Annotated in this window: 17 protein-coding genes; 12 read left to right on the top strand and 5 right to left on the bottom strand. The window is 61.5% G+C overall.

What is annotated here, in order from left to right:
• Positions 1–2: 2 nt before the first annotated feature.
• A complete protein-coding gene (locus AZF01_RS07195) occupies positions 3–884 on the bottom strand; it encodes a branched-chain amino acid ABC transporter permease (RefSeq protein ID WP_024706900.1) in 882 nt (293 codons plus the stop codon).
• Positions 885–966: 82 nt separating this feature from the next.
• On the bottom strand, positions 967–2,220 hold the full coding sequence (locus tag AZF01_RS07190; RefSeq protein WP_024706899.1) for an ABC transporter substrate-binding protein: 1,254 nt from the start codon (positions 2,218–2,220) through the stop codon (positions 967–969).
• Between the two features lie 287 nt (positions 2,221–2,507).
• Between AZF01_RS07190 and AZF01_RS07185 the strand changes: the two genes are divergently transcribed.
• The gene (locus AZF01_RS07185) at positions 2,508–3,158 is read left to right on the top strand and encodes a TetR/AcrR family transcriptional regulator (RefSeq protein ID WP_024706898.1); all 651 of its coding nucleotides are present in this window, start codon (positions 2,508–2,510) and stop codon (positions 3,156–3,158) included.
• 212 nt (positions 3,159–3,370) lie between these two features.
• On the opposite strand, the gene AZF01_RS07180 is transcribed toward AZF01_RS07185, so the two are convergent.
• On the bottom strand, positions 3,371–4,471 hold the full coding sequence (locus tag AZF01_RS07180) for an ABC transporter ATP-binding protein (RefSeq protein ID WP_024706897.1): 1,101 nt from the start codon (positions 4,469–4,471) through the stop codon (positions 3,371–3,373).
• A gap of 196 nt (positions 4,472–4,667) precedes the next feature.
• On the opposite strand from AZF01_RS07180, the gene AZF01_RS07175 reads away from it, so the two are divergent.
• The 10 genes from AZF01_RS07175 to AZF01_RS07130 all read left to right on the top strand — a co-directional run bounded on the left by AZF01_RS07175 (position 4,668) and on the right by AZF01_RS07130 (position 15,279).
• The gene (locus AZF01_RS07175) at positions 4,668–5,381 is read left to right on the top strand and encodes a GntR family transcriptional regulator (RefSeq protein ID WP_024706896.1); all 714 of its coding nucleotides are present in this window, start codon (positions 4,668–4,670) and stop codon (positions 5,379–5,381) included.
• 4 nt (positions 5,382–5,385) lie between these two features.
• Positions 5,386–6,408 (top strand): alpha/beta hydrolase, encoded by a 1,023-nt coding sequence (locus AZF01_RS07170; protein ID WP_024706895.1) that lies wholly within the window; start codon positions 5,386–5,388, stop codon positions 6,406–6,408.
• 34 nt (positions 6,409–6,442) lie between these two features.
• Positions 6,443–7,666, top strand: a complete 1,224-nt coding sequence (locus AZF01_RS07165; RefSeq protein WP_024706894.1) for a sugar ABC transporter substrate-binding protein — start codon at positions 6,443–6,445, stop codon at positions 7,664–7,666.
• A gap of 139 nt (positions 7,667–7,805) precedes the next feature.
• Positions 7,806–8,717 carry a carbohydrate ABC transporter permease gene (locus tag AZF01_RS07160; protein WP_061449657.1) on the top strand — a complete coding sequence of 304 codons (912 nt, stop codon included), beginning with the start codon at positions 7,806–7,808 and terminating at the stop codon, positions 8,715–8,717.
• On the top strand, positions 8,714–9,547 hold the full coding sequence (locus AZF01_RS07155; RefSeq protein ID WP_024709879.1) for a carbohydrate ABC transporter permease: 834 nt from the start codon (positions 8,714–8,716) through the stop codon (positions 9,545–9,547). Before AZF01_RS07160 ends, AZF01_RS07155 begins: the two co-directional genes overlap by 4 nt.
• Positions 9,548–9,588: 41 nt before the next feature.
• Positions 9,589–10,479, top strand: coding sequence for a sugar phosphate isomerase/epimerase (locus AZF01_RS07150; protein ID WP_024709878.1), 891 nt, complete (start codon positions 9,589–9,591; stop codon positions 10,477–10,479).
• Positions 10,476–11,495, top strand: coding sequence for a Gfo/Idh/MocA family protein (locus AZF01_RS07145; protein WP_024709877.1), 1,020 nt, complete (start codon positions 10,476–10,478; stop codon positions 11,493–11,495). Before AZF01_RS07150 ends, AZF01_RS07145 begins: the two co-directional genes overlap by 4 nt.
• A gap of 125 nt (positions 11,496–11,620) precedes the next feature.
• On the top strand, positions 11,621–11,965 hold the full coding sequence (locus AZF01_RS07140) for a RidA family protein (RefSeq protein ID WP_024709876.1): 345 nt from the start codon (positions 11,621–11,623) through the stop codon (positions 11,963–11,965).
• A 73-nt stretch (positions 11,966–12,038) separates the two neighbouring features.
• Entirely contained in the window at positions 12,039–14,051 is a 2,013-nt protein-coding gene (gene tkt, locus AZF01_RS07135) for a transketolase (protein ID WP_024709875.1), read from the top strand.
• A gap of 178 nt (positions 14,052–14,229) precedes the next feature.
• Positions 14,230–15,279 carry an aldose epimerase family protein gene (locus tag AZF01_RS07130; RefSeq protein ID WP_051424170.1) on the top strand — a complete coding sequence of 350 codons (1,050 nt, stop codon included), beginning with the start codon at positions 14,230–14,232 and terminating at the stop codon, positions 15,277–15,279.
• 68 nt (positions 15,280–15,347) lie between these two features.
• Here AZF01_RS07130 and AZF01_RS24245 read toward each other — a convergent pair whose 3' ends face one another.
• Entirely contained in the window at positions 15,348–16,460 is a 1,113-nt protein-coding gene (locus AZF01_RS24245) for a formylglycine-generating enzyme family protein (protein WP_161633064.1), read from the bottom strand.
• Between the two features lie 180 nt (positions 16,461–16,640).
• Between AZF01_RS24245 and AZF01_RS24240 the strand changes: the two genes are divergently transcribed.
• A complete protein-coding gene (locus tag AZF01_RS24240) occupies positions 16,641–17,237 on the top strand; it encodes a hypothetical protein (RefSeq protein WP_161633063.1) in 597 nt (198 codons plus the stop codon).
• On the opposite strand, the gene AZF01_RS07120 is transcribed toward AZF01_RS24240, so the two are convergent.
• Positions 17,204–17,596 carry a VOC family protein gene (locus tag AZF01_RS07120; protein WP_024709872.1) on the bottom strand — a complete coding sequence of 131 codons (393 nt, stop codon included), beginning with the start codon at positions 17,594–17,596 and terminating at the stop codon, positions 17,204–17,206. The genes AZF01_RS24240 and AZF01_RS07120 overlap by 34 nt on opposite strands.
• Positions 17,597–17,609: the final 13 nt, after the last annotated feature.

Here is a 17,609-nt window from a genome sequence, read left to right as displayed (position 1 = left end):
GGTCATTCGCGCTCCAATCCAAACAGACCCGCCGGCCGGACGTAGAGCACGGCGAGAAATACGATGAAGATCAGCGCTTCGGCGAAGGATACGGGCACGAACTGCGCGCCGACGGATTCGAGAATGCCGATGATGATCCCGCCCCAGAAAGCGCCGCCGATCGAACCCATGCCGCCCAGTACGACGATGATGAAGGCGCGCAGGCCGAAAATGTCGCCCACGAACGGGTTCACCGGATAAAGCGGCACCAGCAGACAGCCGGCGACGCCGACGACCGCGAGGCCGATCGCGAAGGACATCTGGTAGACGTGGGCGCTGTCGATGCCGAGCACGCTTGCGGCTTCCCGGTCCTGGCCGGTCGCGCGGATCATGCGGCCGCTGCGGGTCTTCCCCAGATAGATGATCACGCCGATCGTCACCAATGTGGCGATGACAAAGCCCGCGATCTGCGGCAGCGAGAAGATCAGGTCACCGATCAGGACGATCTCGTTCGACCAGTTGCCGGACATGACCTGGTAATCCGGCCCCGCAATCATCAGGAACAGGTGATCGAGGAAAATCCAGAGGCCGGTGGTGAAGATCAGCACCCCGATCGGCTCCCGGGTTGCTTCCTTGGCGTAGATCGGCTCGATCATGAAGCGCTGGATGTAATAGCCGGCGACAAACAGGATGGCCGCGACGGGAACGATGACTGCGAGAGGATGCAGCCCGAGGCTCCGGGTCGCCCAGACCGCGATATACATCGCGATCATCAGGAATGAGCCGTGGGCGAAATTGATGATTTTCATCACGCCAAACTGGAGGCTGAGGCCCAGGGCAATCAGCCCGTAGACCGCGCCGCTCGCGATCCCGTTCAGGAGCGCCTGAAGTAATATGGTCGACATGGATCGGCCCTTGAATGAGTGTCTGGTGCAGGAGCCGCCCTTCGCGCGAAGGGCGGCGATGCTGACGTTCGATCGGATGGGATCAGTGGGCGGCCTTGCCGGCGCGCCACTTCATTTCGTAGCCGGGGGCTGCAACCTGCTCGGGCCAGACGGTGCGGTAGACGCCATCGGAGATCTGCTGGACGACGAAGCGCTTCCTGGTGTTCTGGCCCTTCTCGTCGAACACCACGTCGTAGCCGAGCAGCTTGGCGACGTCATTGCCTTCGAACCGGGTTTCGGCGAGCGCATCGCGGATTGCGTCCGGCTCGGCGGAGCCGGCGCGTTCCAGGGCGTCCTTGAGGATCCAGACGACGGAATAGGCGACGACCGAGAACTCGGACGGCTCAGTGCCGTATGTCGCGACATAGCTGTCCCAGAAATCCCTGGCGAAGGGGGTGTTGATGGTCGACTCGTAGCCGGCCCAGCCATTGGTGCTGACGATGCCTTCCGTTCCGGCCTCGCCGACGGAGGGAATGAAGGACGGATCGACCTGGCCGGCGCCGCTGCCGATGACCGCCTTGGCGTCGATCTGCATCTGCGCGATCAGCTTGTGAAGCTGGATGGCATCGGCGGCATAGGCGGTGACCGAAATCACGTCGGGCTTGCGGCCTTTTACCTTCAGAACCAGCGGCCTCAGGTCCGGCGCATTGGCAGGATAGGATTCATCAAGCACGACCTCGATCCCGGCCTCGTCGAAGCGCTGGCGCAGGCGCTGCGCCAGATCCTGGCCCCAGTCGGTGTTCTCGTAGATGATCGCCGCGGTCTTCGCCGGGTCGCCGGTCTTCTCGTTTGCCCAGGTCACGAAATCGACAACGCTGTCAGCATTGCCCGAAGAGGGAACCTGCGTGGGGCGGAACACATATTTGTAGCCGCGCTCGGTGATGTCGGCCTTGGCTGCCAGATCGACGATCCACGGAACGCCGTATTTTTCCGCGACGGCCGTGGCCGGGAAGGTGACCGAACTCTGAAAGGCGCCGATCATGACCGAGACGTCCTCGACGGTGATCAGCCTCTCGGCCTCGGTGAGGGCAACCTTGGGATCGCCGCGCGAATCCACTTCGAGCAGATCCAGTGGAGCGCCGCCAAGCGAGGTAATTCCGCCTGCGGCGTTGATTTGCTCGACCGCCATATGGGTCGCCCTGCTCATCTCCTGGCCGATCGAGGCCGCAGCGCCGCCCGAAAGCGGAATGATATAGCCGACCTTGACGGGCTCTGCGGCGGCGGCCGGCAGAACGCCGGCGATAACGCCGAGCGCAGAAAGCGCAGCCGATGCGAGTAATTTCCGAAAACCGTTCATGTTTCAATCTCCTCCTGCTCTTCGTTAAATATGACATTAGTGTCAGCGACAAATTCGCTTATACAAACGCAAATATCGAAGAGTGAGAAATAGATAACTGACACTGATGTCAGTGTCAATTGAAAGCTGCGGAAATTGATTTCCGGGGCCCGCAGTCCGTTGGTCAATGGCAGGATTATTAAGGGAAAATTTCCCGACGTCGGCCCGGATTTGCGATTGAAACGTGGTGACATAAATGTCAGTGTTGTGACCAAGCGCGCGACCAAAACCGAACAGCGGAATCACCATTGAAACAGCCAGCACACTCCAGGCCCGAGCGCAGCTCGGGTCATGACACCGAAACCCTCATCCTTCAGGCGGCGGAGGCGGTCTTCTCGCAGAAGGGCTACTTCGGCACGACGGTCGCCGACATCGTCGAGCGGGCGGGCGTGAGCAGGGGAGCGTTCTACCTCTATTTCAAGAATCGCAACGAAGTGTTCTCGGCGATTCTTGCGACCGTTGTGGGGGAGATGTTCATGCTGTCTGCCTCGCGCCAGTCGGGTACGCCGCAGCAACGGGTCGAAAATGCCAATCGCACCTATATGGAGATGTTCTACCGCCACCGGGCCTTCATGCGCAGCGTCATTCAGGTCGCCACCTTCGATACCGAAGTGGCGGAAACGCTGAACGAACTGCGCGGGAAGTTCATCAACCGCGTTCGCGAACATATCGAACGCGGCGTCGAAAGCGGAAAATGCCATGATGTCGACCCGGACATTGCATCCTTCCTGCTGGTCATCATGGTCGAGTTCACATCCTACAGCTGGCTTTCTTTCGATTGGCAGCCGAAATCCGGCGATTTCGATTTCGACAAGGTCGTGAAGGAAGCAAGCAGCATATGGAGCCGCGCGATCTACAAGGTGCCCGAAGGGGATGCCGGATCCGGAAACGAAACGTGAAAACCCGCGCGGGCCTTTGCTGCCATCGTGTTTCGCGGGCGGCAGATCACCAGGAAGATCGGCGACCTGCCGGCGTCAGTGATCGACGGTACGCTCGACGTCTTTAGGAACCTTCCCGATCCATGGCTCGCCCGGCGAACGATCCTTTCTTGCGAATAGGAGCAACAGGCGACGTCCCGCGCGCGGGCGGACGCCGCCTGTTGCCTTGCGCGTCAGACCGTGGCCGCGAGCGGCATGGCCGACATGTCGAGACGGTCACCGCTTTTGGCGTCGAAGAAGTGGATCTTGTTGGCATCCGCGGTGAAGTGCAGGATCTGGCCCGGCTGATAGGACGGATCCGGCGCAAGGCGCGCGGTGATTTCCGTATCGCCGAGCAGGCAGATGGCGTGCGTGTCGGAGCCGAGCGGTTCCAGAACGTCGATCCGGGCCGAAAACAGTGCTTCCTCCGGTGTGCAGGGAATGAGGTGCTCCGGCCGGATGCCGATCTCGACCGCCTTGCCGTTCTCGCCGTCGCTGGCAGCGACCGGCAGGGAGAATTCGTGGAAGCGCAGTTCCGGGCGGTCATTCTCCGAGACAAGGCGGCTTTCGATGATGTTCATCTTCGGTGAGCCGATGAACTCGCCGACGAAGCGGCTGACCGGGCGCTCATAGACATGGACCGGCTTTCCCTGCTGCATAATCACCCCGTCTTTCAGGATGACGATGTGATCGGCAAGCGTCATCGCCTCCACCTGGTCGTGGGTCACGTAGATGGTGGTGGTCTTGAGCAGGGTGTGAAGGCGCTTGATCTGGGTGCGCATGTCGACACGCAGCTTGGCATCGAGGTTGGAAAGCGGCTCATCGAACAGATAGACCTGCGGGCGCCGCACGATGGCGCGGCCCATGGCAACGCGCTGTCGCTGGCCGCCTGAAAGCTGGCCGGGCTTGCGCTCGAGCAACTGGGTGATCTGCAAAATATCGGCAGCCTCCCTAACCTGCCTTTCGATCTCGGCCTTGGCGATGCCGCGCATCTTCAGCCCGAAGCCGATATTTTCCGCAATCGACATGTGCGGATAAAGCGCATAGTCCTGAAACACCATGGCGATGTCGCGCTCGCGCGGCTCGAGGTCGTTGACCACCCTGCCATCGATCCTCAGCCTGCCGGCGGAGATTTCTTCCAGACCTGCGACCATGCGCAGAAGGGTGGATTTACCGCAGCCGGATGGACCGACAAAGGTCACAAAAGATCCATCCTCAATAGATAAGTCGATACCTTTAATCGCGCGAAACGCGCCGTAATCCTTGACCAGTTTCTCGAGTTCGATGCTTGCCATCAGTACCTCCCGGATGACCGGGCTCTATACTTTCCGCCCGGATTTTACTTTAAATTCATAGTTTTGCGTGGTCGTCACCGGTCATCAGGCTTGCGGTGGCTGGTGGCGAACCTGACGAAAAAACCGTCTTGCCAAGCTCCGTTGGTATCGCTATATTATCGATAACGTTATCGATATGCAAGCAATGGATTGAATGATGGCGATCGAAAATTTCGGAAAGCAGGGGACGCCCGCGACGGGGTCAACAGGCCGGCGCCCCGGTCGGCGCAGCCTGACCGTCTATGGCGACCTGCAGCGCGACATCATGCTCGGCGACATTCCACCGCTCACCGCCATTCTGGAACTTGATATCGCCGAGCGCTTTGGCTGCAGCCAGAGCACGGCACGCGAGGCCCTGATCGCGCTTGATCATGACGGTCTGGTCGAGCGTCTGCCGCACCGCGGCACATTTGTTGCCGATTCACGGGCCGAGGATGCGCGTGAACTCATCATGATCCGGCGCGAGATCGAATGCCGCGGCGTGCCGCGCATCATGCAGCGCTACGGTTCGCTGCTGCGCAACAGCCTGGTTGAAATCATCATGTCCATGCTTCGCGCCGCGCGGGCCGAAGATGCCTACCTGCTCTCCCAGCTTGACCGTGAATTTCATCTGAAGCTCTACGAGGCGGCCAACCTGCCCTCCGTTCAGCCGATTCTCAGGCGCTGCCTCATCCACAATCACCGCTTCAAGATCCTCAACTCGAAGGATGCACGCGACCTGGTCGAGACGGCCGAGCGACACGAGGCGATCATTGAGGCGCTCGACACCGGCGATGTCGCCGCGGCAAGGGCGGCGCTCTCCCACCACATCACCACGATCGTCGAATTCGGTCCCAGCATTCTGCCGGAAGACGCGCCCGAGGGGAGATGAGGCAATGATCGGGGGAAGTGCACGGGAGGATATCGGCGGCGATCGCTTCGAGGCGCGCGCGCGGGATCGCCTCCTGTCGCCGGAGATGGAAGCCATACTGGCACGTCTTGCCGAAGAGGATGCGGCCCTCGGCGATCCGACGCTGATGAAGCCCCGGGACGGACGCGCCCAGGCCGAAGCGGTCAACGCCCGCTGGAACCGGGACATGCCTGCGCTTTTCGCCGCAAGCGATTTCGCAATCGAAGGACCGGACGGCAACGCCGTCGCCTGCCGTCTCATGACGCCATCGGGCGATGCCCATGGCCTGATCGTCTTCGTGCACGGCGGCGGCTGGGCGTTCTGCAGCATGGCAACGCATGAACATGCCGCCCGCCGCCTGGCAATCGCGGCGAACGCCCACGTCCTCACCTTCAATTACCGCCTGGCGCCCGAGCATCCCTATCCCGCCGGGCTGGACGATTGCGCAGCGGTATGGAACGCCGTGCTCGAAGGGCACGGGCCGCTTGCAGGCCTCGGCAGGCCGCGCGCGCTGTCGGGCGACAGCGCCGGCGCCAATCTCGCCCTCGCCCTGATGCTGCGCCAGATCGATGAGGGCGCCGCGCTGCCGGATGCAGGCCTTCTTTTCTACGGCGTCTATGACGACGATTTCGCCTCCCGCTCCTATATCGACAGCGCCGAGGGGCCCGGCCTGACGCGCGCGAAGATGATGCGCTACTGGGATTTCTACACGCCCGATACATCCGTTCGCAAAAGCCCGTTCGTCTCGCCGCTCAAGGCTGATGACGCCGCGCTCTTGAAGCTGCCGCCGCTCTATCTGAATGCGGCGGCGATCGATCCCTTGCATTCTGACACGGCAGACCTTGCCCGCCGGCTCGAAGCGCTCGGCCGGCGGGACACCTACAGACTCTATCCCGGTGTCGTGCATGGCTTCATGCAGATGAACCCCGTTCTCGCCGAAGCCCGGACGGCGGCAGAGGAGGCGGCAGGCGCCTTCTTGGAAGTTGCGGGCAAAATGAAAACCACTTGAACCGCTCACAAGGCGGCACATAGCGGAGGAGCAAATGAGGAAATTACTGACGATTGCGGCGCTTTCGGCGTCGGTCATCGCGTATGGGGCAGCGGCGAATGCCGATGATACCGTGCGTTTCTGGTATCATTTCGATAATGCGGACAATCCGATGTCCGATCTGATCGCCAAATTCGAGGAGCAGAACCCCGGCATCACGATCGAAGCGGAAAACGTTCCCTGGAACAGTTATTACGACAATCTCTACACCTCGATCATCGCCGGCAACGCACCGGATGCCGCCATGGTCAAGCTTTACGCCCAGCCGCGTCTGGTCGAAATGGGCGCGCTCGTGCCGATCGACGACTATATCGCCGGCTGGGACGCCAAGGCCGACCTGCAGGACGACCTGCTGGACCTCACCAAGGGCCCCGACGGAAAGCAGTATTACCTGCCGATCCAGTATGTGGTGCTCTATCTCTACTACCGCGCCGATATGCTGGACGAACTCGGCATGGAGGTGCCGAAGACCTGCGAAGAGTTCCGCGAAGCGGCAAAGGCGCTCACTCAGGATACCAATGGCGACGGCAATCCTGACATCTACGGCTTCGGCTTCCGGGGCGCCAAGGGCGGCCAGGAACACTGGGGATCCCTCGTGCTTTCGCGTGACGGCGTCAGCCTTGATCAGCCCGGCGGCCTGACCAATCCGACCGCGATCGAGGGCACGCAATGGGTGGTTGACCTGTTCGAGAAGGACCATGTCTTCCCGCCATCCGCCCCCAATGACGGGTTCAAGGAAGTCACGGGCGCGCTGAAGGCCGGCAAGACGGCCATGACCATCCACCATATCGGCTCGGCCAATGACATGGTGGCGGCCCTTGGCGACAAGATCTCCGCGACCACCGTGCCGGAATGCGGCGGCGGTCACTGGACGACCTTCGGCGATGAATCGACGGCGATCTTCTCCAGCGCGGAAAACAAGGATGCCGCCTGGAAGTGGATCTCCTTCCTGTCGACGACCGGGAACAACAAGGAATTCAACGAGGCGACCGGCCAACTGCCCGTCACCAAGTCGGATTCGGCCAACTGGACACTGCATCCCAAGCGCTTCGTCGACGCCACGGTTGCCTCGCTGCCCTTCGCGGTGACGCTGCCGAACACGCCGGAGACCTCGGACTTCGTCAACACGGTCTGGCCCGTCAACATGCAGCGGGCGCTGACCGGCGAGATCACGGCCGAGAAGATGAACCAGAACATCGAAGAGCTCTTCAATCCGTAAGAGCCGCGTAAAAAACCGTCCGGCCCGAATTCCCCGGGCCGGGCTCCTCCCATCCGTATCACCTTCGAGACTGACCCTTTTGCCGGCCCCTGAGGTGTTGGAGCGATAAGGACGCCGGATCAACCGGCGAAAACGGACCATGACCATGACTGCCCCCGATATGCCGGCGGGGCGCGTGGCGCTAGCCAAGCGCGTCTTGCCCTATGCCCTGCTCTCACCCGCCGTACTGGTGACGCTGGCGATCGTTTTCTTCCCGATGATCCAGGCGGCCTGGATGAGCCTGCACGATTATGTGCTGTGGAAACCCAATGCCATCAGCTTTGTCGGTCTGAAGAACTTCGTCGCGGCCTTCCAGGATGAAGTCTTCTGGATTTCCCTGAAACATACCGTGATCTGGATCGGCATCACCATCCCCGCCCAGATGCTGCTCGGCCTGGCGACCGCCATGCTCTTGAACCAGGAATTTTCCTGGCGGCCCCTGGCGCGCGCGCTGATCATCATTCCCTGGGCGCTGCCGAGCGTCGTCATCGGCCTGATGTGGGTGTGGATCTATGACAGCAATTACGGCGTCCTGAACGACTTCCTGCTCAGGATCGACGTCATCAAGCAGTCCATCCCATGGCTTGCCGATCCCGACACCGCGCTTTACGCCATTATCCTGACGCTGACATGGCAGGGCTTCCCCTTCTTCGCCGTGATGATCCTCGCCGCCCTCCAGTCGATCCCGAAGAGCTATTACGAGGCGGCCTCCATCGACGGCGCCAGCAAGTTCCGCCAGTTCTGGCACATCACCCTGCCCGGCATTTCCGGCGTGCTCGTCACCGCTGTGCTTCTGCGAACCATCTGGGTCGCGAACTCGATCGACGTCATTTACGTCATGACCGGCGGCGGCCCCGGATACTCCACCTACACGCTGCCGCTTTATGCCTTCATCAAGGCCCGCACCAATCTCGACTTCGGCTACGGCTCCGCACTCGCCGTGCTCTTCACGATCATGCTTCTGGGTCTTGTCATTGTTTATCTGCGCAAGGTCGGAGGTGACAACAAATGATCGCCGGAAAGAAGTCCAGAACCAGAACCCTCCTGTTCGTCGAACTGCCGATGGTGCTGATCCTGCTGTTCACGCTCGGTCCCTATCTGTGGATGTTGCTGACCTCGCTGACGGCTGAAGACAGGCTCTTCACCCAGGGCCCAAGCATTATCGGCGCCACCTTCGAGAACTATATCCGCCTGTTCAAGACGGTCGGCTTCCTCAACAATATGATCGCCTCGCTGATCGTTGCCGTCGGCACGGTCATCGTCGGTCTGTCGCTCAGCGTCACGGCGGCCTATGCCTTCTCGCGGTTTTCCTTCCGCGGCAAGAAATACCTGATGATCCAGTTCCTGATCATCAACATGTTCCCGATCGTTCTGCTGATCCTGCCGCTCTTCGTTCTGATGCGCGTGCTCGGTCTGCTGGATACGCATCTGGCGCTGATCATCGCCAACTCGACGGTCGCCATTCCCTTCTCCACCTGGATGATGACGAGCTATATCAACGGCATCCCGAAATCGCTGGACGAGGCCGCCATGACCGATGGCTGCACCCGCATGGGCGCGCTGCGCCGCGTGGTTCTGCCGCTGTGCACGCCCGGCATCGTGGCGACCGGCATCTATATCTTCATCACCTCATGGAACGAGTACCTCTACGCCCTCACCCTCGGCGGCCAGAATGTGCGCACCATCACGGTCGCCATCCAGACGCTGATCGGCGAATACGAGGTGCAGTGGGGCCTGCTGACGGCGGGCGGCATTGTCGGCGCGCTGCCGGCGACGGTGCTGTTCCTGATTGTCCAGAAACGTCTCATCAGCGGCATGACCCAGGGCGCGGTCAAGGGCTGATGGCATTTAACCGAAAATAGCAAAGAGAAAGAAAGCATAACGTGACCAACCCGATCGGTATCATATCGATGCAGTTTGCCCGGCCCTTCGGCCGGGAGCACATGCACCTCTTCAGGCACATGAGGACGCTCGGCTTCGACCTTGTCGAACTGCTTGTCCCCGAGCCCGAAGATGGTCTTGACCTCAAGGTGCTCAAGGTAGCGCTGGACGAGGCCGGACTTGGCGTGGCGCTGGCCGCCCGCGTCAATCTGCAGCGCTCGATATCCGATGCCGACCGGGGCATCCGCGAGGGGGGCATGGGCTATCTCCGCCATTGCCTCGAAGTCGCCCACGCGCTTGGCGCCTCAACGCTCGGCGGTCCTCTTTACGGGGCACCCATGGTCTTTGCGGGTCGCGCGCCAACGCCTGTCGCTGAAGAGGAAATGAAAGCCCGCGCTGCGCGGGTGATCGAAGGGCTTGGCGTTCTTGCGCCCGAAGCCCAGTCGGCCGGCTGCAAACTCGCGCTCGAACCGCTCAATCGCTACGAGACCGACGTCATCTCGCTGGTCTCGCAGGCCATCACCGTCGTCGACGCCGTCAACCACCCGGCCCTCGGCGTCCTTTTCGACACCTTCCACGCCAATATCGAGGAAAAGTCCATTCCCGATGCGATCCGGCTTGCGGGGAATCGTATTCTCTATTTCCAGGCGAACGAGAACAATCGCGGCTATCCGGGCACCGGCCATATCGACTGGACCGGAACCATGCAGGCGCTCGCCGATGTCGGTTATCTGGGCCCGCTGACGCTGGAGCCGTTCCGCCGTGACGATGACGAGCGCATCGGCCTGCCGATTGCCCAGTGGCGGCCTCCGCATGAAGACGAGAGCGAGAAGCTGAAATCGGCCATCGCCTTCATCCGCGGCCTTCTCGCGAAGACGGGAGGTCGGGCATGACGCTGAATATCGGCTGGATCGGCTGCGGCCGCCATGCAACCCATATGCTGATGCCGCAGCTTGGCCGCAACGACATGCGCATTGCCGCCGTCTGCGATCTCAACCGCGATGCGGCGGTCTCTGCCGCCTGGCAATATGGCGCCGAGGCCGTCTACGGCGATTATGCGGAGTTGATCGACCACCAGGGACTTGATGCCGTCTGCATGGCCGTCGGCCCCGACCTTCATCGTATTGCGTCAATCGCAGCACTCGAAAGAGGCCTTCCGGTGTTTCTCGAAAAACCGCCGGCGCGCGATGCCGCCGGTGCACGGGAGATCGCCGCCGCCGCGGAAAAAGCGGGCAAGCCCGTCATAGTCGGTTTCATGAAACGTTATTCGACCGGCAACCGGATCGCCGGCAACATCCTTCGTGGTGAAAGCTTCGGCAAGGTGCTCGGGGTCACCGGTTCCTATATGTCCGGTCCCGCCTATTTCGCCGGCGTGCCGGACTATTCCGGCTTCTACCTGCACCACTGCGTCCACTACATGGACCTGATCCCGTGGTTTGCCGGTTCGGCATTCGATGACATGGCGGTGCGCACGGTCGAGACCGCGCCCGGCCACCTGCTGCTGCACCTCAATTTCACCTGCGAGAACGGCGCGATCGGCACCGTTGTCATGGGCACGATCCAGTCGCGCGGGACGCCGACGGAGGACATCACGATCATGGGCGATCATCGCCGTATCGAGATCGAGAATGTCATCAATGTCCGCTATTTCCGCAATCCGCCGTTCAAGGCGGAGGACCCGGCAGCGAGCCTCGCAGGCGGCGCCGACACGCTGAGCTGGACGCCGAATTTCACCGCCGCCGCCAATGAGGACCACAAGGGCTATGCCGCCCTGATGGCCGATGCGGCGAAAGCCTTCCGGGGCGAGGCAAACACCGCCCCCGATATCACCGATGGAGTGAGCGCCATGGAGTCGCTTGAACGCATGACCGCCCTTATCGACGATGATCTCAGGAGACGCCGGAAATGACGGACTGAGGAGAAACATGCCGGCGGGATGCGCGCAATCCGCGCCTTTGCCGGAAGACGAAGACGGGGCTTGCCGCGCCCTTCCACAAGCATTGCGGCAAGCCCCTCACAAGGAAAGGAAACACCGTGACAAACAGATATCTTCCAACCCCTGTCCTCAACCGTGTCGTCGAAAAAGACGGATTGGTCTTTGTCGGCGGCACCGCATGCGACGACACAAGTCTCGATATTGCCGGACAGACCCGCCAGACCATCGCCAAGCTCGAAACCTATCTTGAGGCTGCGGGCTCCGACAAGTCCAAACTGCTGTTCGCGACGATCTATCTCTCCGATCTCAGCCTGAAACCGGCCATGAGCGATGTCTGGGCCGAATGGATCCCGGCCGAAAGCCTGCCGGCGCGCGCCACCATCTGCCCCGGTGATCTTGGCCCTGGCGTGCTGATCGAAGTCACCCTGATCGCCTACAAGTAATGATCCGGGAAGCCCTGAGCCCCGCGCCCCAATGCGCCGCCTCCTGCTTTCCCCAGCCTTTCGAGACAAGAAAATGCTGAACAAATCTCCCGCCACCGCCTCGTCCACCGAGCTTGCAAACACCATCCGCGTTCTGTCCATGGATGCCGTGCAGAAGGCCGTTTCCGGCCATCCCGGCATGCCGATGGGCATGGCCGAAATCGCCGTCGCGCTGTGGACCCGCCACCTGAAGCACAACCCGAAGAACCCCCAATGGTATGACCGCGACCGCTTCGTGCTGTCGAACGGCCACGGTTCGATGTTGCTCTACAGCCTCTTGCACCTCACCGGATACGACCTGTCGATGGACGATATCCGCAACTTCCGGCAATTGCATTCCAAGACGCCGGGCCATCCCGAACATGACGTGACGCCCGGTGTCGAAACCACGACCGGCCCGCTCGGCCAGGGCATTGCCAATGCCGTCGGCATGGCCGTTGCCGAAAAGATGCTGGCAGCAAGCTTCAACAAGCCCGGCCACAGAATTGTCGACCACAACACCTTCGTTTTCCTCGGTGACGGCTGCCTGATGGAAGGCGTTTCGCATGAAGCCTGCTCGCTCGCCGGCACGCTTGGCCTCGGCAAGCTGATCGCGCTTTACGACGACAACGGCATTTCCATCGACGGCCATGTCAGCGGCTGGTTCACCGATGACACGCCAAAGCGTTTCGAGGCCTATGGCTGGCAGGTGATCCGCGATGTCGATGGCCATGATGTCGAGGCGATCGATGCCGCGATTGCCGAAGCCAAGAAGAACACGAAACAGCCGACGCTGATCTGCTGCAAGACCACGATCGGCAAGGGCTCTCCGACCTATGCCGGGGATGCCCATTGCCACGGCAATGTGCTTGGTGACGCTGAAATCGCCCGCGTGCGCGAAGCGCTCGGCTGGACGCTGCCGCCCTTCGAAGTGCCGGAAAATGTCTACGAGACCTTCAATGCCGAAGAGGCCGGGAAAGAAGCCGAAAGCGCATGGGACAAAGCCTTCGCGGCTTATGAAAAGGCCTATCCCGCTGAGGCTTCCGAGTTCAAGCGCCGCATGAGCGGAGAGCTTCCTGCCGATTTCGATGCCGAGATGGGCGCCTTCATCGCCTCCGCCGAAGGGCTGACGGACACGATCCCGATGCGCAAGGCGAGCCAGAACGTGCTGCAGATGCTGGGCGACGAGCTGCCGGAACTGGTGGGTCTTTCCGCTGACCTTGCCGGCTCCTGCCTGTCCATCTGGGACAAGATCGAGCCGGTGACGGCAGAATCCGGCGGCAATTACATCTATTGCGGCGTGCGCGAGTTCGGCCTCGGCGCGATGATGAACGGCATTTTCCTGCATGGCGGCTTCCGGCCCTTCGGCGGCGGCTATGTGGTCTTCTCCGATTATCAGCGCAACGCCATCCGCATGGCGGCCCTGATGAAGCTCGGTGTGGTCTACGCGCTGTCGCATGACTCGATTGCCGTCGGCGAGGACGGTCCGACCCACCAGCCGATCGAGCATCTGGGCTCGCTGCGCCTGATGCCGAACCTCGATGTCTGGCGTCCGGCCGATGCGGTGGAAGCCGCGATCGCCTGGGAAACGGCGCTGAAGCACACGGGCACGCCGACGCTTATGTCGCTCAGCCGCCAGGTTCTGCCGCCGCTTGCCCGCTCTGCCTCGCAGGCCGAAGCCATCCGCAGGGGCGGCTATGTTCTGGCGGAAGCCGAGGGCGCGCCAGCCGCCGTCATCATCGCCACGGGTGCGGAAACGCGTCAGGCGCTTGATGCCAGGGCAGCGCTCGCGAAGGACGGCATTCAGGTGCGCGTCGTTTCGATGCCGTCGACCTTCGTCTTCGACAGCCAGGACGCAGCCTACAAGGCAGAGGTCCTGCCGGCCGGTATCCCGCGCGTTTCCGTCGAAGCGGCCGGAACCGAATACTGGCGCAAATATGTCGGTCTTGAGGGCGGTTGCGTCGGCATCGACACATTTGGCGAATCCGCTCCCCCGCCGGTCCTGTTCGAACTCTTCGGCATCACCGCCGAAGGGGTCGCCAAGACCGTGAAATCGGTGATCGGCTAATCGCGAGGGCCTGTCATCGTAGAGCGCCGCCCTTCCGGCATTGGCTGGGGCGGCGCTTGCGTCATGAATGAACAATGCCTGGCGCTGGCCGCCGGGCCTGCTGCATAACAAGGAAAGGAGCGTCTTCGCCTATCGAGAAGGCGAACGACGTCTCCGGCATTTTCGGGAGGAGGCTGTCTTGGCCGGTCACACAATTGCACATGCCGTCATCGGCGAAATCGACGGACAGGCGGTCGATGCCTATCGCCTGAAGGGCGGCGACACTGAAATCGAGGTGATGACCTATGGCGCGATCCTGCGTCGGGTCATGCGCCCGGATCGCAACGGCACGATCGAGGACATCGTCATCGGCTATGACGATCCGGCCGATTATGTGACGAAACCCGGCAATGCCGGCGCCATCTGCGGCAGGCTTTCCAACAGGCTCGCTTTTGGCAGGTTCACGCTCGACGGCGTCGATTATCAGCTTCCGGCGAATTCCGGCCCGCACCACCTGCATGGCGGGCTCCCCGGTTTCGGCAAGCGTTTCTGGAAGGCCGAGCCCGACCCGGAGATCAATGCCGTCACCTTCCGTATCGGGAGCCCGGACGGCGATCAGGGCTATCCCGGCGCGCTCGATGCAAGCGTGACATACCGTGTCGATGACGGCGGCGCGCTTGCCATCGAGATGGAAGCGGTCACGGATCGGGCCACCATTCTCAACATCATCCATCACGGCTACTGGAACCTTGCCGGTCATACCAGCGGCAGCGTCGAGAACCAGCATCTGCGCCTGCTCTGCGACGGCTATACGGCGGTGAGCGAGGACAAGATTCCGTCAGGCGAGATCGTCGCGGTCGCCGGCACGCCCTATGACTTTACCGAAATGCATCCGATCGGCGACCGGATTGGTGAAACCTGGCCGGGCGTGGGGTACGATCACAATCTCTGCGTCGCCCGCTACGACGGCGCGATGCGGCTGGTGGCCGAGGCCGAAGATCCGGAAAGCGGGCGCGGTTTTCAGCTCTTCGCAAACCAGCCCGGCGTCCAGTTCTATACCGCCGGTCACTATCAGGCACAGCCGACTGAAGGCAAGAGCGGCGCTCTTTACCGGGAGTTCGCCGGTTTCGCGCTCGAGACGCAGGCCTACCCCGACAGCCCCAACCACGAAAACTTCCCCTCCGTCGTGCTGCGGCCCGGCGAAACCTACCGCCACCTGATGCGGTTCGATTTCACGGTGAAACAATAAGGCCTCGCGTTCTCAAAGGGATGAGCCGACGTCCGGCAGCCAGGCATTTCAGAGAAGCTTATTCGCAGTTATCGTTCTGAAGAGACGACAATGCGAAAGCCGTTTCCGCGCCAGGAGCCGGCCGGTTCCAGAGAGCCCCGATAGACACCGTTGGCCTTCCAGTCGGGGCTTGAGAAACAGCCGCCGCGCAGAACACGGCGAATATTCCCCGGCGCCTCAAGCGCCTCCCGACCATCACCGGCCCATGGGAAAGCAAAGTCCGGCTTTGTCATATCCGGTCCCCAGAGCGTGGTGCACCATTCCCAGGCCTGACCGGCCATGTCGTCGCAGCCAAAATCCGAACGGCCTTCGGGAAAGAGACCGACCGTACAGATATCGTTGAAGCCGGTTTCCTCGCCATTGGCATGCTCCGGCTCCCAGTCATTGCCCCAGGGATAGAATTTGCCCTGTTGGCCCCGAGCGGCAGCTTCCCATTCGCGTTCCATGGGCAGGCGAACAACCTCGTCTTCGCCAATGCGGCTCTCCCGCCGCCAGCGCTCGGTCAACCATTGACAATAGGCACGCGCATCATGCCAGGTCAGATCGGTCGCCGGGTGAGACGCGCGTTCTGGCTGACGCCCGCTCATGCTCGACCAGTTGCGACCGGTTTCTTCGATGAAACGGCTATAGTCGGAATTGACCACCGGATAACGCCCTATCCGGAATGAACCGACCGGCGCGCTATGGGCAGGCTCCGAGTTCGGATGGATCTCACCGCCCATATCGTAGGTCCCGGCAGTGACCGCAACAAGCTCGCGCAAGTCACGCGGATCACCCAGGCGCGCGAGTGTTTCACCGGCACTTCGACGAAGCCGTGCCGGCGCGCCGCCCGCTGCGATCGCCTCTGCCAGCCTTTCGGTGACGATTTCAGCCTCTTCACTCAGCCGGGCACACAGCACACCCGCCGAAATCAGGACAGAAAGCCCGCAGTCAATGGCGGCCAAAGCGCGCGCCAGCGCTTGCGCCCGCTGTGTGCCCGGCACCACCGACCGGCAATAAAGGGAAAGTGGACCGGACCATACTTCAGGGCCCGTCGTCACCTTTCGCACGATCTCATCGACGGACATCGCCTTGAGTTCAGCCGCGCGCCGATAGTCGCGCACCCATGCAAAAGACGATGACGCAGCCTCGCCGAGTTCCATCACGGGAACGGCACGTCCGGCCTCCATGGAAACGTACCAGCGCCCCGGAAGAATATAGTCCTCCTCCGCGCAGGGGTCATCGATACCTTCATCTGCGAGCAGTGCGGCACGCGCGCTGCGCGGCAGGCCCAGAAGTCCATATTCAGGCAAGCTGGCCGGGCGGCGAATGCTCTCGAGTGCGTGGCTTTCGCACAGAACCAGAAGACGAAAGCGCTTGGCCTGGGCTCCGACTTCCAACAGATGCTTCAGAAGCGCTTCGGGATCGTCACGGGTTTCCAGGGCATCGACAATCAGAAGAAACGGCGCACGATCCTGCTTCAACGCATTCGCAAGCGTAGCCGCGACATCCTCGCCTGCCCGGCAGACCACGACATCCGGCAAGGTTTCCGGTATATCCTGCCCCAGGCAATCCCCTTCGCTATTGCGATAGGCGGGCGAAGCCAGAAATGTCCGGTCAAACGCAGACTGCCCATCTGCCTCGCCATGCACAGCTTTTTCAAGCATCTCGGCGAAACAGGTCTTGCCACCGCCATGGGGAGCATGCAGCAGCAGGTTCGGAAACATGAACACCATTTCCGCCGCTGTGAAATGCACCGGACGCTGCGGCCCGCCATCCTCATCACTGAAGGCGCGCAGGCCCTTGGCATCCCGATCTTCATGCGTGAAGCTGGCAAGCAAGGGCAGGAAAACGCCCCTCCAAGCACCGCCGCCATTGCCGCTCATCTTGCGTTCGAAATCATCGGTCATTTGAAAAGCTTGGCGACTTCCGGATTATGAAAACGCTGAATCTCGACGGCATAGCCGGCGGGATCCTCGAAAAAGAAGTGCTCGCAGTAATTACCGCGCAGCATTTCGGAAAGCCCGGTCACGCCAATCTTTTTCAGCTTTTCATGCCAGGCTTCGACCTCTTCGGTCACGATCGTCAGCAGGGCCGCACTTTTGGGCTGATGCTTGATATGCCCCTTGTTGCCATCAACAATGCCAAAATAGGCATTGCCGGCAATGCGGTAGATGCGCGCCAGGCCCTGATCGAGAACAAGTTCCAGTTCGAGCACCTCTTCGTAAAAAGGCGCCACGGCCAGAATGTCCTCGTAATAGAAAAACGTAATGGCGCATTCTTTCGGCAAAGTCGTCATGCATTCATTCCTT

The sequence above is a fragment of the Martelella sp. AD-3 genome, from assembly GCF_001578105.1.
GTDB lineage: Bacteria > Pseudomonadota > Alphaproteobacteria > Rhizobiales > Rhizobiaceae > Martelella.
Note: the sequence above shows the minus strand (reverse complement) of the source record. Positions and strands in the feature narration are given on the sequence as shown.

Excerpts from the sequence above, each read along its gene's own strand:
- AZF01_RS07190 (WP_024706899.1), bottom strand. The coding sequence starts at position 2,220 with ATGAACGGTTTTCGGAAATTACTCGCATCGGCTGCGCTTTCTGCGCTC.
- AZF01_RS07145 (WP_024709877.1), top strand. The coding sequence starts at position 10,476 with ATGACGCTGAATATCGGCTGGATCGGCTGCGGCCGCCATGCAACCCAT.
- AZF01_RS07165 (WP_024706894.1), top strand. The coding sequence starts at position 6,443 with ATGAGGAAATTACTGACGATTGCGGCGCTTTCGGCGTCGGTCATCGCG.
- tkt (WP_024709875.1), top strand. The coding sequence starts at position 12,039 with ATGCTGAACAAATCTCCCGCCACCGCCTCGTCCACCGAGCTTGCAAAC.
- AZF01_RS24245 (WP_161633064.1), bottom strand. The coding sequence starts at position 16,460 with ATGGAACTCGGCGAGGCTGCGTCATCGTCTTTTGCATGGGTGCGCGAC.
- AZF01_RS07195 (WP_024706900.1), bottom strand. The coding sequence starts at position 884 with ATGTCGACCATATTACTTCAGGCGCTCCTGAACGGGATCGCGAGCGGC.
- AZF01_RS07120 (WP_024709872.1), bottom strand. The coding sequence starts at position 17,596 with ATGACGACTTTGCCGAAAGAATGCGCCATTACGTTTTTCTATTACGAG.
- AZF01_RS07170 (WP_024706895.1), top strand. The coding sequence starts at position 5,386 with ATGATCGGGGGAAGTGCACGGGAGGATATCGGCGGCGATCGCTTCGAG.
- AZF01_RS07175 (WP_024706896.1), top strand. The coding sequence starts at position 4,668 with ATGGCGATCGAAAATTTCGGAAAGCAGGGGACGCCCGCGACGGGGTCA.
- AZF01_RS07155 (WP_024709879.1), top strand. The coding sequence starts at position 8,714 with ATGATCGCCGGAAAGAAGTCCAGAACCAGAACCCTCCTGTTCGTCGAA.
- AZF01_RS07180 (WP_024706897.1), bottom strand. The coding sequence starts at position 4,471 with ATGGCAAGCATCGAACTCGAGAAACTGGTCAAGGATTACGGCGCGTTT.
- AZF01_RS07160 (WP_061449657.1), top strand. The coding sequence starts at position 7,806 with ATGACCATGACTGCCCCCGATATGCCGGCGGGGCGCGTGGCGCTAGCC.